The sequence below is a fragment of the Enterococcus sp. BWB1-3 genome (genome assembly GCF_016745275.1).
In the GTDB taxonomy this organism is placed as follows: domain Bacteria; phylum Bacillota; class Bacilli; order Lactobacillales; family Enterococcaceae; genus Enterococcus_L.
Genome location: NZ_JADOEP010000010.1, coordinates 65,071 through 79,140, shown reverse-complemented (window position 1 = coordinate 79,140; position 14,070 = coordinate 65,071). Strand labels below are relative to the sequence as shown.

Below are 14,070 nucleotides of genomic sequence, written 5' to 3'. Positions count from 1 at the left end.
GAATCTAATTAAAAAAGTTTGCATTAATCATTTTCTCAGCAGTACTTACAGGCTGCTCAGAAAATTTAAAAGTGGACAGCTCACCGGCAGCCAAAAGCGCAATCATTCAGCTATTCCTATTTATATCGCTAGCTGACTGCACAACATGAACAGCTGCAGGAAGATCAACAGAGTACTCGTACCATTTATACTGCGGTTCCGCCTAAAACAGACTATCGTCTGAGTGATCTTGATCTGAGTTTATTCCTTTAATAAGGAGTATGGAAACTCGGAAAGAAAAATATCAGAAAGAAATGTAATTTATAATTTGGTCAGAATATTACTGAATTATCTCTATTTACTCACCCTATGTATATGTATGATTGCCCGATTATAACTGTCATACAATAAAAATATTTTTGATAGACAGATTCTGATATAAAGTATTGGAAAATACTTTTCATATTTTTCAAGAGTATTTATGCTGAAAAAGCTCAGTTACAACTCAGCTGCTTGTATTCACTATAAAAAACGATAATCTTGCCGTTTCAAGCAAAATTATCGTCATATATTTATATTGTTCAGTTTTTGCACAGAGTTTATCCATAACATCATCAAAGCAACAGTAAACTGCTTATTCGTTCTTATTTTGTGAAATAGTCAACGACAGTCTGCCTTTTGTCTCCACTACTTAATGATTCAATGAATAATCTGTTTCTTCTATTATCTCCTGCTACATATGGATCGGCAACCCCAGCCCAACTTCACAGGCATCCATGATCGTTTCTGATAAGGTTGGATGACCATGAATGGTCAATGCGATATCCTCCAGTGTCAGGTAGGATTCAATCGCCAGGGTAAGCTCTGCAATCAGATCACTGGCATTCACCCCTACAATCTGGGCACCCAGAATCAGCTCGCTGCCTTCTTCATACACAATACGGACAAACCCTCCTGTGGCATTCAGCGAAAGCGCCCGACCATTGGCCTGCATCGGGAACATGGCGGTCTTCGCCTGTTTCCCGGCTGCCTCTGCCTCTTTTACAGTATAGCCTACCGCTGCCACTTCCGGATCGGTAAAACAGATAGCCGGAATCACTTGATAATCCTTCACCACATTCTTGCCGGCAATTACTTCTGCCGCCACTTTCCCTTCATAACTGGCTTTATGTGCCAATGCCGGACCTTCCACCACATCCCCAATCGCAAAAATCTGTTTCTGAACGGTACGGTATTGAGCATCCACTGGGATTAAGCCCCTCTGATCCGTTTTTATACCGGCTTTTTCCAGTCCAAGTGCTGAAGTGTTCGGTCTGCGTCCGACAGTGACCATGATGTAATCGGCAGCCAGCTTCCTGATTTTGTTGTCAGACAGCTCAATTTCAGCCGTCACCCGGTCCTTGCCTGCCGTTGCCTGTTTCGCCTTGGCATTGACGTAGACTTTCACCCCTTTCTTCTTGAACTGCTTCAAGACCAGCTCCTGAATGTCCGCTTCAAAATTCGGCAGGATACTGCTGCTGCCTTCCACTATGGTGACTTCTGTTCCCAAATTGGCATAGGCACCAGCCAGTTCACAGCCGATATAGCCGCCGCCCACCACAATCAGCTTCTTCGGCAGCTCCTTCAGGTTCAAACCGCCGGTAGAGTCAACTACCCGATTCCTAAACGGAAATCCATTAATTTCAATCGGCGAGCTTCCAGTGGCGATAATGGCCTGTGTAAAAGTCATGGTTTCTGAGCCTTTTGCTGTTTGGATATCCAGCGTTGTCGGGGATGTAAACTGTGCCCGTCCTTCAATAATTTTTACTCTGTTCTTTTTCAATAACATGGCGATACCGGAAGTCAGAGGTTTAACCACTTTTTGGTCTTTCCACTGCTGCATCTTTGCAAAATCCAGTTCGACCTCTTTGGTTCTAACCCCTAAAAAATCAGACTGCTGTGCTTCCTGATAACGGTGACCGGCTGTAATCAGCGCCTTTGACGGAATACATCCGACATTGAGACAGACACCGCCGATCTGTTCCGCTTCAATAATGGTTACTGACTGACCCAGCTGTGCCGCACGAATCGCGGCCACATAGCCGCCCGGTCCTGCTCCAATCACCACTGTATCAAACTTGTTTGCCATCTTCTGCTCCTCCTTCCGTTCCGCCTACAACAACAGGCGCATTGGGTTCTCCAGAATCTCCGCAATCATGCTGAGAAACGCAGCTGCCGGAGCACCGTCGGCCACCCGGTGGTCAAAGGACAGACACAGGTTCAAGGTAGGGACATGCTCAATTTTTTCCATGTCATTGTACATATCTATGGACAGCTTCTCAAACAGTCCGCCAACGCCTAAAATCGCTGCTTCCGGCGCATTGATAATCGGAGTAAATTCTTTGACTCTGCTTCGTCCCAGTGAACTGATGGTAAATGTACCGCCGATCAGTTCATCCGGTGCCAGTCGGCTGGCTCTGGCTTTACCGGTCAGATCTTTGACAGAAGCGGTCAGCTCGCTGAGCCCCATTCTGTTTACCTGCTTCACCACAGGTACAATCAGCCCCTCCGGAAGAGCCACAGCCACCCCCATATTCACGTCGTCAAACTGGCGAATGCCTTCTTCTGTGCCATGGGCATTGAACATCGGATACGCCTTTAAGGCAATCGTTGTTGCTTTGATAATCAGCTCCAGATAGGACAATCGTTGGTCTATCTGTTCCTCAATCATCGGCAGCAGCTGTTCTCTCAGCTTGACCATGGCAGACATATTGACTTCAGCGCTCATGGTGACATGAGGAATCGTGGAGGTGCTTTGGTGCATATTTTCCGCAATCACCTTGCGCATGCCGCACCATGGAATCAGGCGGCTGGTTTCTGTGCTTGAGACTGGTTGTCCGCCAACAACTTTTGCACTCGTTTCACAAGATAATTTCGTATACGCTGAGATATCTGCTGCCTGAATTCGTCCTTTCGGTCCGGAGCCTATCACATTTTTAAGATCCACCCCTTTTTCTCTGGCCGCTCTGCGGGCTGCCGGAGTGGCACGGATTTTGCCTTCAGTTGGCTGGCTCGTTTCTGATTTCATTGCTTCACTATCAATTTTTGGTGTCTCTGCAGAAGGTTCTTCCTCTTCAGCCGATCTTTCGCCTCCGCTCACTCTCGGCATCTCCTCCGGTACGCTTTCTCCGGCTTCGCCAATATAGGCAATCACCGAATTAACCGGTGCACTTTCTCCGTCACCAATGTATCGTTTTAACAGGATGCCTTCTTCATAGGCCTCCACTTCAATCGCTATTTTATCCGTCATTACTTCAAAGATTGCTTCGCCGACTTCTACAGTGTCTCCTTCATTTTTCAGCCAGACAGTAATTGTTCCATCAGTCATGGTGGAGCTCAGCTTCGGCATTAAGACTTCATAAGCCATTTCTTTTCTCCTCCCCCTATCGGTCCGCCATCAGATTCCGGCAGGCTTCGACAATGTCCTCCATCTGGGGAACGGCCTTTTTCTCCAGCTCCGGATGATAAGGCATGGGAATTTCTTCTCCGGCCAGACGAATAATCGGTGCATCCAAAAAATCAAAGGAGTCATTTTCCGCAATCACACTGGCCAGCTCGGCACTGAAGCCGCTGCGCTTCACTGCTTCAGTCACCACGACTGCCTTGCCGGTCTTCATCACGGACTCCACAATCGTCTGCTTGTCCAGCGGCACCAGCGTACGCGGGTCCACCACTTCAATCTGAATCCCTTCCTCTGCCAGCAGCTCGGCGGCTTCCAATGCTTTATGCACCATGATGCCGGTAGCAACCACCGAAATATCCGTGCCTGCCCGTTTAATATCTGCCGCACCAATAGGAATCGTATATTTTCCTTCCGGGACATCACTAGTGGTTCGGTAGCATAGTTTATGTTCATAAAACATTACCGGATTGTCATCTTCAATCGCCGCATGCAGCAGCCCTTTGGCATCATAGGCAGTAGCCGGCTGAATGACCTTCAATCCCGGTACATGGGCTGTCCAGTTTTCCAAACTCTGGGAGTGCTGGGCTGCGGCCCCGGTCCCGGAGCCGCCCGGTGTGCGCATTACCAGTGGAATTTTGGCTTTCCCGCCATACATGTAGCGGATCTTCGCCGCCTGATTGACGATCTGATCCAGTGCAATCGTGACAAAGTCAGAAAACTGGATTTCAAAGACCGGGCGCATCCCAGTCATGGCTGCCCCCACCGAAGCACCGGCAATCACTGATTCCGCAATGGGTGTGGAACGAACCCGTTCTTCACCAAATTCTTCCACCATCCCTCGACTGACCCCAAAGGCACCCCCATAGACACCAATATCTTCGCCAAGCATAAATACATCTTCATTTTCTCTCATTGACTCCGTAAGCGCTTCCCTTATTGCTTCGGAATAGGTTATTTCTCTCATCTCATACCCCTCCTACTCTGCATACACATCTTCGTACATAGAAGCCAGCACCGGCATCGGGCTCTCTTCCGCGAAAGAAACTGCATCTTCAATCGTTTGCTTGGCAGCCAATCGAATGGCTTCTGCCTCTTCTTCTGTGAAGATTCCAGCTTCCATAAAGACTTCTTTGGCTCGTTTGATTGGATCACGATTTTTCCGCCAGTCTTCCTCCTCTTCTTTTGTACGATATTTTTTTGCGTCTGATTTCGAATGCCCTTTCCAGCGATAGGTTAGGGCCTCAATCAAGGTAGGACCTTCACCTCTGCGGGCTTTTTCCACGGCATCATGGGTGGTGTTGATGACCTCCAGCAAATCATTGCCGTCAATGGTGATGCCCTCAATCCCATAAGCCTGTGCCCGTTCAGACAAGTGGGCCACCCGGGTCATTTTTTTCACCGAACCGCTCATGCCATACTGGTTGTTCTCAATGAAGAAGACCACCGGCAGATCCCAGATTGCTGCCAGATTCACAGCTTCATGGAAGCTGCCTTCATTGGTAGAACCGTCTCCGGCATAGGCCAGCGCCACCCGATCCAGCTTCTTCATTTTTGCAGTCAGGGCAGCCCCGGTTGCGATGGGGAAGCCCCCGCCGACAATTCCATTGGCTCCCAGATTTCCGGTATCCAGATCGGCAATGTGCATGGAGCCGCCTTTGCCATTATTGGTTCCGGTGGTTCGACCAAACAGTTCGGCCATCATTTCATTGATATTGGTTCCTTTGGCAATGGTCTGACCATGCCCTCTATGTGTTGCGGTAATCCAGTCAGTTTTTCTAAGTACTGCACCGCTGCCGGCTGCAGTGGCTTCCTGCCCGACAGCCAAGTGGGTCGTGCCGTGAATCAGTCCTTTGGCAAAGAGCTGATCGACTTTTTCATCAAAGAAACGGATCTCCCACATGGTTTCATAAATCGCTTTCAGCTCACCGTCTGACAAACCGGCACGATTGGGCAACGATATTGTGCTTGCTTCTGTCATTTTTTTGATCTCCTCTTGTTTATTCACATCAGTCAATCTTGACAATCAACTGATACTTTCTCCATATAGGCTGTATTTTTAACAAGAGTAAGGGACTTGCTTAAACTATATCCAATAATGCTTTTGCAGTGATTTCATCTGTTATCAGGACATTGACCAGATGACCGGTCAACGCTGCATGAATTCCGTCAATTTTATCTTTACCTCCAGCTACTCCGACAACTCTTGGGATTTGTTTCAGATCCTCAAGGTTCAGTGCCATCACACGTTTATTCCACGTACAGTCTGAAAGCTCTCCTTCGCTGTTGATAAAGTTGTAGCAAATATCACCGACAACGACGCCGTTGGATAATTCTGTTGTAATTTCCTCCGTATTCGCCAGCAGATACGCTTTTGTCATTGTTGAGTAGACGGGCTTGCCGCCAATCCCCACCAAAGCAATATCTGCCTGTTTTGCCTGATTAAAAACGCTCTTTATAAAGGACTGCTCCATAAAAACCTTCTTGGCCTCTGCTGAATCCACTGTAATCGGTGCATGCATTTCAATTGCGGTTGCACCACTGTGCTTGGCAAAAATTTCACACACAACATTCGCCTGTAGGTTCATATGCTGCTGACCTAAGCCGCCGACCATTGGAACAAACTTTACATCCGGCAGCTGATTTTTAGAAGAAAAATTCAGAGCAACCTCTTGTACAGCTGTACCTGCTGAGACACTTACGGTATGATGAGGCTGAATAACTCTTGCCAGATACTTCGCTGCAGTTACACCCAGTCTTTTAATCAGCGTTTCTTCTCCGGAAGTAGACGTACAGATGACTTCTTCCAGATTATATTTACGCTTTAATTTATCTTCAAGATAGCGATACGGATGCAGCAGGTCATCATGAATAATAATTTCCACCAATCCCAAATCTCTTGCTTTTGCTAAATATTTGGAGACAAGAGAACGGCTGATACTGAATTTTTGGGCTATGTCTGCTTGTTTTGCTCCTTCATCGTAGTACATGGAAGCAATCTCCACCAATAATCTTGTATCATCTGAATAACTCATTCTCTTCTCCTCCAAACATAATTATCAATAATTGAATTGTATTATATCCCCAGCCTCCACTTCCGGCACCTTATTCGGTGACAGCAGTACGGAACCCGGCAGCAGCTCTTCCTCTCCCAAGTCAAAATAGAGAGAGATGTGCCCAAGTTCAAATAGGGACCCATTTGCCAAATGTCCAATATCTTCAACAGCATATACCTGACTGCCAAAAACAATCTGACTTCCGATTTTTAACATATTTTCATTTGGGTCATCTTCGAAATCATGAATTACACAGACTTCACGAAGACCTTCCGGTGCAGTTGAATTGAATAAAATCAGAACAGGGATATCCTCAAAAAAAGCAAATTCTCCAATTTCTTTTACAGTTGATTTTACCATGTTTTAGGCTCCTTTAATACGACTGTGACTAATCAAATGTACTGTCCTGAAGTTTTCTCAACTGCCAGACAGTCGTTGTTTCATCTAGAACAACATCTTCTTCAGTGATAAATGTTCCTGCCTTGATCGGACGGCGTGCTACCACCTTTCCTGAGATTAACCCAATTGGAATATGCCCTTCTTTCTTCATATCTGCATGTGTTTCAAGAACCCCGCGTACACAGTATCCGCCAATGCCATCCAGCCGTTCGCCCTCAGCAATATCTTTTTTGGTCACGGCAACGGTTTCAGAAACAGGTGCACCCATTGGAACAATGGCATGATCATTTCTTAACACGGCTTTAGCAATGGTAATCGGTGTTTCCAGACTGGCCAAATGGAACGGGCGGAACAAGATATGATGGTCTCTGTCTCCTTTTTTCATCAGGTAGCTTAACTCATGTCGAACTCCTTCATTCTGTCCTTTTACGATAACGAATACACCTGGTGCCAGTCCGTCCACATATTCAACGACTCCATACTGAGAAAGGACACCACCATTTTCTTTCAGATCAAGATCTTTAACAACTGAATCGACATCTCCGGAAATTCCATGCATCCCCACTTTATCTGGAATGAAGCCGATTGCATTAGACAGCAAATTCATTTCCGCCATTGTTTTAGTGCCATCCTGGAACGCTGCCAGCATGTGAGAAGCCATCGCTTTGCTGTCTGCCTCTTCCTGACAGGTATCCGGATTCGCACCGATTTTCAGCTTATTATTTTTCCCTTTCCCTGCAACCAACACTTCCATTCCCATTGATTTCGCAAATTCAAACAGTTCAGTCGTTGCTGCCGGCTCATCTCCATCTGATCCTGTGTAGATCAATCCTGCTGACCTGTAAAGTTTGTGCATTAATGGGCCGACTGTGATGTCGATTTCTACATTTAAAAGTACAAGCTGTTTCTTCGCAATTAATGTCTCAAGAGCAATTTTTGCTCCCACCTCGGGAACACCTGTTGCATCGACAACGACTTCCACATCTTCTGAATAAATGACCTCTTTAAAATCTGTCGTTACCAAAGTTTTGTTCTTTTGTTTCGAAGAAGCGTGATAAGCTTCAGCTGCTTTTTCAGCAAATTCAATTCGAATATCACTGATCCCTGTGACTGTCATTCCAGGAATTGTAGCAATTTGAGCGACCATCCCGAAACCCATTTGACCAGCACCGATGACACCTACTTTGATTGGATTTCCTTCATGCTCACGTTCTAAAAGTTGTTGATAGATTGTCAATTTTACCACTCCTTTAACAAATGTTCTTTGTAGTAACATACGATACAAACAAATAGTATATTTAAATTTTTTCTTTGTCAACGGGATTAAGTTAGTTTTTTGAAAATCATCGAAAATATTGCAATGTTTATAATTCGACACCGTTCTTTCACAAACGTGACATATGTTCCAATGCAGAAATTCTTGTAAATCAGATTGACAAACAAAATAAATATAATTACCATGGTCTTATATCATGAAGCGCTTTCAAATAAAAAAGAATTGGAGGATGATTATTTTGGGAGAGTATCTGAACCTGATTGTTCTGCTAGTATCATGTTGGCTGCTGCAGTTATTTTTTTCCTATATACAGCACAAGAATTATCAGAAGGTCATCAATGAAAACAAGTATAGGCAGTCTGGCTATTTAGGGGTCGGTATCGCGAAAACGAAGTTCAACTTGGGGAAAGGTTCTATTCTGATTTTGGTAACTGACGATGCAGGAACCATTTTAGATTTCCAGGAAATGTCCGGTTTTACAGTATTTTCCCGATTTAAAAAGAAAGAAACCTATATCGGTAAAAATGCTGAAGGACTTCTAAATGAAATAACAAATAAGCAGCGTCTTAGAGCTTATGAACAGGCATTGGGATTAATTAAAAAAGAAATAATGAAAATGGAGGAACAAGTACATGGATATGTTAGTTAGTTTGGCAGAAAATTTTATCGGTATTTTTAATGCAGGGGGAGAAAATCTGGTTGGCTTAATTACCGGTATCCTCCCAACACTGATCGTTCTTCTGACCTTTGTTAACGCCCTAATTGCATTGATTGGCGAAGAACGTGTAACAGCATTTGCCCAGTTCTGTACCAAAAATATTATTCTACGTTACAGTGTATTCCCGCTGTTAGCCGTCTTTTTCTTAACGAATCCAATGTGTTATTCGTTTGGACGCTTTTTGACAGAGAAACAAAAGCCGGCATTCTATGATGCAGCCGTTTCTTTTGTCCATCCAATCACCGGTCTGTTTCCACATGCCAATGCAGGAGAGCTTTTTGTCTGGACAGGAATTTCTTCTGGTCTAACAACACTGGGCTTGTCCGTTATGCCGTTAGCTGTCCGCTATTTTCTGGTGGGACTGGTAGTAATATTAATTCGGGGAATCATTACAGAAATGTTGACTAAAATTATGTGGAAAGAAACAACAGACGCTTAAAAGAAAGGCAGATGAATATAAATGGTAAAAGCAGTAATCGCTCATAAAGGACCAAGCGGATGGGGAGGACCTCTGACGCTGCAGGTAAGTGAAGGAAAAACAATTGTAGCTTCTATCACTGGCGGAGGTATTCACCCAGTGGCTCAGAAAATTGCAGATATGATCGGCGCAGAAGCACGAGATGGCTTTAAAGAAAAAGTGGCACCGGAGGAAATGGTCTGTGCAGTTGTTGATTGCGGTGGAACTGCCCGATGCGGCGTTTATCCAAAATTAAATGTACTAACTGTAAATCTTCATTCTACAACGCCTTCAGGACCACTGATGAAATTTATCAATGAACAAAATTTTGTTTCAGGTGTTACACTTGATACTATCACAGCAGCAGCTGAAGGTCCTGTTCAGGAAAAAGTCAAGAAACAATCGGCAACTGCTGATAAATCTGCGTATCAGGAAGCAAAAGAGAAAGTGAGAACTGCCAAAGAAGAAAATGCCAAGCAGCAAACCGGCATTATGGCTCTTATTAATAAAATGGGACGGGTTGTCGGAAATGTCGTCGGCGTTTTTTATCAGGCCGGACGCGACACCATTGATATGGTGATTAAAAATATCTTACCGTTCATGGCGTTTGTAAGTATGCTGGTAGGTTTAATCAACTATACCGGTATCGGAAATGTGATTGCCACAGCAGTTAAGCCGTTATCTGGAAACCTTCCGGGATTGCTTATTCTATCTCTGATCTGTTCAATTCCAGTACTGTCACCGGTTCTTGGACCGGGAGCTGTTATTGCCCAGGTTGTTGGTGTGCTGTTAGGGGTTGAGGTAGGTAAAGGAACCATTTCTCCTGCAATGACTTTGCCGGCGTTGTTTGCAATTAACTCTCAGGCAGGTGCAGACTTTGTTCCAGTAGGGCTGACCCTTGCAGAAGCAGAGCCTTATACAGTTGAAGTCGGAGTTCCTGCCGTTCTGTTCTCTCGGCTGCTGACAGGACCGCTCGCAGTACTTCTAGCATGGCTTGCCAGCTTTGGAATGTATTAAAAAGCAGTTACTGTGACTAAGCTGCCGCTGAGAATCCAAACATTTAAAAGTATCAGTCACATCTGAATTCTATAAAAAATAGTGCCCTCTCTGATATTTGTTTAAACAGACAATACTCAGAGGGGGCATTTTATATTTTTTTAAATAAGCTATTTTTAATTACCCCATTATCAATTTCATACCTTTAATTTTCTACAATGCTGGACCAGATAGTATCCTGCTCTTGAAAATAAGCAACCATATCAATTTCAAAAACCTCTTCCAGCAGTATTTTTGAGGCTATCTATAAAAAATCTCCTTTTTGAACGATTTTCCCGCTTTTAAGAAACAGCACTTCTCTGCTTAGAGACAGCGCCAGACGAGTATCATGAAACACGTTGAGCATTTGTTTTGTTATATGTTTTTGTCCAGTCATTCAAGTAGCTGACTAGGTCAATCTAGTGGTGCAAATCCAAGTGATTATGAACTCAAAAAAAGAACCTCCAGGGTCCTTCATGTATGTACCTGATGAAATGGCCTGGAGGTTCTCAACTATTTAATTATTTTATCTGCACCTTCGCTATCTTGCCTTGTTCGACATAGTCTAATATTTAAGTTTCATAGCTTTTCAGCAGGCACTATTCCTCGTTTAGTTAGTAACAAAATATAAGTATTATCTCATACGATTTCATAAACTATTTTCTTATTGGCATTCACTAAAATTTTCATTAGTGTGGGGCGCTAAATATAACATACTATTGATTAATTGAATAGCTCAAAATATCCTCTACTATCTTACAGATATATATTTTTTTCTTATTAATTCTATATATGTATCCACCCACAAAAATTGCATATATCGTAACGAGCGCAAAGAACGGTATACTAGATTTTAGAGTTTCAAAATTAAAAACTGGAATCATGGTTGCGAATATGGTCAATATACCCAAAATATAATATCCTGAAAAAAAGTTAAAAGAATGGCTATTGTAATTCTTGATTTGTATCAAGGCAATTCGGCGTTGGTTAGAATCCAATCCTTCTACACCCTTATCTAATTTCTTGATAAAATCCGTATTCCCTCCTTTCAACCCTTCAGCATGATAAATACCTCTAATAAACTCATTTGGGAAAGAAAAATCAAATTTTGAAGTATCCCCCTCGTATTCTTGTAACAGATCATCTAACTCTCTCCAATCTTTTGTGTACAATTTACAAGTGAATATAATCATCTGAACTAATGCATATAATGCAATGGCTATCCCACACCACTGGAATAATATAAAATATTGTTTATATATTTGTGGGCTCAAACGCTTAATCAGCACAACTGCTATTTGAGCTAATAATATTTGAAGTGCCAGTTTATAGAGAGGTAAGCTCTCTCCTAACTTTTCTTTCACTTCCAGAAAAACATTCCTAATCTTTAGAACAAATCTAATTGTTTTTCGTATAATAAACATCTCTCCATTCATCAACCTTAAAGATTATTATAATAATTAAATAGATGCAAATAAAATACAATAATTCAAGAATTAGAATCTGAATAAACGATTTTCAGAAAATTCATATCCACTTGCAAATCAAAAACTAGCAGCCTATCATCCGACAAATAGTCAGTTAGTTCTTTGAAGTCTGTCCAGATTTGGACAGGTCCTTTCTTCACTTACGAGAATGACAGAGTAGAAAATTTCGAGTCTGTTAAATCATCAGAACGCAAATCTGCGTTTTCATAAATAAAATGGAGTCGCTAAATCCGACATCATCTCTAAATAGAAAATATTGATATTAGATTTTGCTGGTTTGAAATCGCTAAAATCTTATCCTATTAATTACAAATACTTCACAAGCCCTATGATGTTGCAAAAATAATTGTCTTTTTGTTTATTTTTTCAGAAAAAAGATCTTTAAAAACAACTAAAAGAATGCTATTATTGTTAAAAAAAGAAGGTGAATTCAATTTATGAAATATATAACTTTATTTATTTTAATAATTTCAGGTCTAATTGTCACATCTTGTTATTCTCCTAACAATACTAGTGAAGTTTTTAATAAGCAAAACATTGAGCCATCTTTTGATAGTAGCAATAATTCTGAACCAACATTAAAACAATTCATAGGTACTTGGAAAGGTATTAATACAGATAAAGATTACTCTTTAGTCATACAAACAAGTGAAAGTAGACTATTTAATATTACTCTTTCTGAAGGTGAAAGTAAAAGGGACTTCTTTGAATATAAAATTTTGGAAATCAAAGATAGTTCCTTAAATTTAGTAAATGAGCAAGAGGATCACTTCATTAATTTACTACTAGATAACAATGAGTTAACTTTCCTTAATGGTATTTATGCTGAGTCCACAGAAGGAACAGGAAGACCTATTCAATTTAAGAAACTAGACATTTAATAATAAATGTTTGTTTATAAAAATTTAGGGGGTTGTGTATGAAAAAGAAGTTTTGGGTAATCTATTTATTGGTACTATTTGGTTCACTATGGGTAAATGTTGATAAGGTAAATGCAGAGACTCAAGTTGCCGGTGAGGGTCTGAAAGTTGAAACTACTGTTGTGTCAAATGATATTGAGGAATTTGCTAAAAAAGATTTCAGTCTCTCCCTCTCCTCTATATTAATACTTGAAGAAAACACAAAATCTATAAACGATTTTGTGTTAGGATCGTCATTTTCTATGTTTGATGGCGAAGATGCTGAAAAAAGCACAATTTATTATCCTGTTTTTTTTAATGATAAAGTAGAGTATCTATACTTAGTTAGAGACAACGGTGAATATGGATTTACCTCATCTCTTACCCGGTTCTTAGTCGATGAAATCAATAGCATCTTATCAACAAATGAAGGACAAATTGTATCATTTTTTGTATCAAACAATGATATTTATTTTAAAGTCAATGATGGGCTAGAAAAAATTTATGAAGCTCCGAAAGAAAATCAAATTCCATGGGTAGCACAACCCGATCCTGCGGTAAATATCGCAGTTCCTACTGAAGATGTTGAAGTGAAAGATGTTTCAGTTGAAACGCAAGTAGATGTGCAATCAAATTCTGATCCATCAAAAGCAAGATCCAGCCTATCTGTTAGTCCTACCCATACAATGATCAGCTTTGCCATAAACGAAATTCAAACTGACTTACCATGGTGCGCTGCTTATGCTGTAGCAGGTATTTTGAGCAATAAGCAAGATGCTCGTCCAACGCGTGCAATAGATATACTAAACTATACTTTTCCTTCCTTAACGCCCGCTGAACGGCAAACTAAAGGAGTTAATCAAGATCAATTAGTACAATATGGTCGTTCAAGATCCACAGCTCCCATAAGAGTTGGCAGTGTTATTTATCACGATCAAATCTTAACCGACTTGAGAAAAGGCAATGCAATATATTTAGGCACGCAAGGATATAGCGGCTCAACTTCAATTAATAAGTCAAGACATGCATTTGCGCTCTTTGGTTGGGTAGATCATGGTATAGGAGCACATAGAGTTTATTATCTCTGGAATCCATGGTGGAATTATCCTATGACTGTTTTAGGAGATACCTATCCGTTTGTTATACCTGTTCCTGGGGGTAGTTACGTATGGGATAGCACAATCTATAATTGGTAATTCCAACCCCCATCTCAACTATGAATCGAGATAGGGGTTCCTCTTTACCCTTTAATCAAATGTTTCTTATCCCAAGTGCTCAGTCAAACTTGACCGCCGTTCCGGAATTGAACAGATACCCAGTAATAG

13 protein-coding genes are annotated in these 14,070 nt (G+C 41.9%); 5 read left to right on the top strand and 8 right to left on the bottom strand.

The window, feature by feature from the left end; genetic code table 11:
* Positions 1 to 712: 712 nt before the first annotated feature.
* The 7 genes from lpdA to IW492_RS08940 all read right to left on the bottom strand — a co-directional run bounded on the left by lpdA (position 713) and on the right by IW492_RS08940 (position 8,110).
* On the bottom strand, positions 713 to 2,107 hold the full coding sequence (gene lpdA, locus IW492_RS08970) for a dihydrolipoyl dehydrogenase (protein WP_202067275.1): 1,395 nt from the start codon (positions 2,105 to 2,107) through the stop codon (positions 713 to 715).
* A 24-nt stretch (positions 2,108 to 2,131) separates the two neighbouring features.
* The gene (locus tag IW492_RS08965) at positions 2,132 to 3,385 is read right to left on the bottom strand and encodes a dihydrolipoamide acetyltransferase family protein (protein WP_202067274.1); all 1,254 of its coding nucleotides are present in this window, start codon (positions 3,383 to 3,385) and stop codon (positions 2,132 to 2,134) included.
* A gap of 16 nt (positions 3,386 to 3,401) precedes the next feature.
* A complete protein-coding gene (locus IW492_RS08960; protein ID WP_202067273.1) occupies positions 3,402 to 4,385 on the bottom strand; it encodes an alpha-ketoacid dehydrogenase subunit beta in 984 nt (327 codons plus the stop codon).
* Between the two features lie 12 nt (positions 4,386 to 4,397).
* A complete protein-coding gene (locus IW492_RS08955) occupies positions 4,398 to 5,399 on the bottom strand; it encodes a thiamine pyrophosphate-dependent dehydrogenase E1 component subunit alpha (RefSeq protein ID WP_202067318.1) in 1,002 nt (333 codons plus the stop codon).
* Positions 5,400 to 5,499: 100 nt separating this feature from the next.
* The gene (locus tag IW492_RS08950; protein ID WP_202067272.1) at positions 5,500 to 6,453 is read right to left on the bottom strand and encodes a sugar-binding transcriptional regulator; all 954 of its coding nucleotides are present in this window, start codon (positions 6,451 to 6,453) and stop codon (positions 5,500 to 5,502) included.
* Positions 6,454 to 6,477: 24 nt separating this feature from the next.
* The gene (locus IW492_RS08945) at positions 6,478 to 6,834 is read right to left on the bottom strand and encodes a PTS glucitol/sorbitol transporter subunit IIA (RefSeq protein ID WP_202067271.1); all 357 of its coding nucleotides are present in this window, start codon (positions 6,832 to 6,834) and stop codon (positions 6,478 to 6,480) included.
* 28 nt (positions 6,835 to 6,862) lie between these two features.
* On the bottom strand, positions 6,863 to 8,110 hold the full coding sequence (locus IW492_RS08940) for an NAD(P)H-dependent oxidoreductase (RefSeq protein ID WP_202067270.1): 1,248 nt from the start codon (positions 8,108 to 8,110) through the stop codon (positions 6,863 to 6,865).
* A 277-nt stretch (positions 8,111 to 8,387) separates the two neighbouring features.
* Between IW492_RS08940 and IW492_RS08935 the strand changes: the two genes are divergently transcribed.
* From IW492_RS08935 to srlE, 3 genes are read left to right on the top strand one after another with little or no spacing between them, the layout of a single operon-like run.
* On the top strand, positions 8,388 to 8,798 hold the full coding sequence (locus tag IW492_RS08935) for a transcriptional regulator GutM (protein ID WP_202067269.1): 411 nt from the start codon (positions 8,388 to 8,390) through the stop codon (positions 8,796 to 8,798).
* Positions 8,782 to 9,306: a PTS glucitol/sorbitol transporter subunit IIC gene (gene srlA, locus IW492_RS08930; RefSeq protein WP_202067268.1), complete on the top strand. Its 525-nt coding sequence runs from the start codon at positions 8,782 to 8,784 to the stop codon at positions 9,304 to 9,306. Before IW492_RS08935 ends, srlA begins: the two co-directional genes overlap by 17 nt.
* A gap of 21 nt (positions 9,307 to 9,327) precedes the next feature.
* Positions 9,328 to 10,341 carry a PTS glucitol/sorbitol transporter subunit IIB gene (gene srlE / locus IW492_RS08925; RefSeq protein ID WP_202067267.1) on the top strand — a complete coding sequence of 338 codons (1,014 nt, stop codon included), beginning with the start codon at positions 9,328 to 9,330 and terminating at the stop codon, positions 10,339 to 10,341.
* A gap of 734 nt (positions 10,342 to 11,075) precedes the next feature.
* Here srlE and IW492_RS08920 read toward each other — a convergent pair.
* Positions 11,076 to 11,783, bottom strand: a complete 708-nt coding sequence (locus IW492_RS08920; RefSeq protein WP_236671857.1) for a hypothetical protein — start codon at positions 11,781 to 11,783, stop codon at positions 11,076 to 11,078.
* A gap of 500 nt (positions 11,784 to 12,283) precedes the next feature.
* Between IW492_RS08920 and IW492_RS08915 the strand changes: the two genes are divergently transcribed.
* Both IW492_RS08915 and IW492_RS08910 read left to right on the top strand, forming a co-directional pair.
* A complete protein-coding gene (locus IW492_RS08915) occupies positions 12,284 to 12,727 on the top strand; it encodes a hypothetical protein (RefSeq protein WP_202067265.1) in 444 nt (147 codons plus the stop codon).
* Between the two features lie 38 nt (positions 12,728 to 12,765).
* Positions 12,766 to 13,941, top strand: a complete 1,176-nt coding sequence (locus IW492_RS08910) for a C47 family peptidase (RefSeq protein ID WP_202067264.1) — start codon at positions 12,766 to 12,768, stop codon at positions 13,939 to 13,941.
* Positions 13,942 to 14,070 lie beyond the last annotated feature (129 nt).

Coding starts and splice junctions, on each gene's coding strand:
- IW492_RS08945 (WP_202067271.1), bottom strand. CDS start 6,834: ATGGTAAAATCAACTGTAAAAGAAATTGGAGAATTTGCTTTTTTTGAG.
- IW492_RS08955 (WP_202067318.1), bottom strand. CDS start 5,399: ATGACAGAAGCAAGCACAATATCGTTGCCCAATCGTGCCGGTTTGTCA.
- IW492_RS08915 (WP_202067265.1), top strand. CDS start 12,284: ATGAAATATATAACTTTATTTATTTTAATAATTTCAGGTCTAATTGTC.
- IW492_RS08920 (WP_236671857.1), bottom strand. CDS start 11,783: ATGTTTATTATACGAAAAACAATTAGATTTGTTCTAAAGATTAGGAAT.
- IW492_RS08960 (WP_202067273.1), bottom strand. CDS start 4,385: ATGAGAGAAATAACCTATTCCGAAGCAATAAGGGAAGCGCTTACGGAG.
- srlA (WP_202067268.1), top strand. CDS start 8,782: ATGGATATGTTAGTTAGTTTGGCAGAAAATTTTATCGGTATTTTTAAT.
- IW492_RS08965 (WP_202067274.1), bottom strand. CDS start 3,385: ATGGCTTATGAAGTCTTAATGCCGAAGCTGAGCTCCACCATGACTGAT.
- IW492_RS08910 (WP_202067264.1), top strand. CDS start 12,766: ATGAAAAAGAAGTTTTGGGTAATCTATTTATTGGTACTATTTGGTTCA.
- srlE (WP_202067267.1), top strand. CDS start 9,328: ATGGTAAAAGCAGTAATCGCTCATAAAGGACCAAGCGGATGGGGAGGA.
- lpdA (WP_202067275.1), bottom strand. CDS start 2,107: ATGGCAAACAAGTTTGATACAGTGGTGATTGGAGCAGGACCGGGCGGC.
- IW492_RS08950 (WP_202067272.1), bottom strand. CDS start 6,453: ATGAGTTATTCAGATGATACAAGATTATTGGTGGAGATTGCTTCCATG.